The following is a 518-nucleotide window of genomic DNA, read 5'->3' as shown; positions in this document are numbered from 1 at the left end:
GTACGGTTGGTGCGAACGGATCGGCCCGGACATGCAGTTCGCCCTGCATATCGAGCCAGCCCCGCCCGAGGTCGCCGACCCGGACCCGCGCACCGCCGCGACCGCCCTCAACGCCGGCATCGAGCGGATCGCCCGCCGCGATCCGACCCAGTACCTGTGGACCTACAAGCGCTACACCCTGCGCCCGCCGGAAAGCGGCGAGGTCGATCCGTATGCCACCGAAGAACACCCGCACTGAGCGCGACGCTCTGTCGCGTCCCTGTCGCGAGTGGAATCGGTGCCACCCGTCCCCACTGTGAAAGCCATGATGTCCCCCACGGCCCCTGCCATGTCCGATGCTGCCTCGTCCCTGTTCGGCGACCCGGCCGCGATCCGCTGCGAACGCGCGGTTGCCGAGCTGCGTGCCGGCCGCCCGGTGGTGATCGACGACGGCCACGGCCAGCGGCTGGCTTTCATCGCCCTGGACAGCAGCACCCGCAGCAGCTTCGGCGCTTTCGCCCAGGCCGCCGCTGACCGCC

1 protein-coding gene and 1 pseudogene are annotated in these 518 nt (G+C 70.8%); both read left to right on the top strand.

Annotated elements, in window-relative coordinates; all coding sequences use genetic code 11:
- Window positions 1–238 (top strand): annotated as a pseudogene (locus ACXJKJ_RS32240) (hypothetical protein); the annotation flags it as partial.
- A gap of 90 nt (window positions 239–328) precedes the next feature.
- Window positions 329–518: hypothetical protein (locus ACXJKJ_RS32235; RefSeq protein ID WP_457395832.1), on the top strand; the 190-nt coding region annotated here is incomplete at its 3' end.

Source organism: Roseateles sp. P5_E1 (assembly GCF_054049335.1).
Note: the sequence above shows the minus strand (reverse complement) of the source record. Positions and strands in the feature narration are given on the sequence as shown.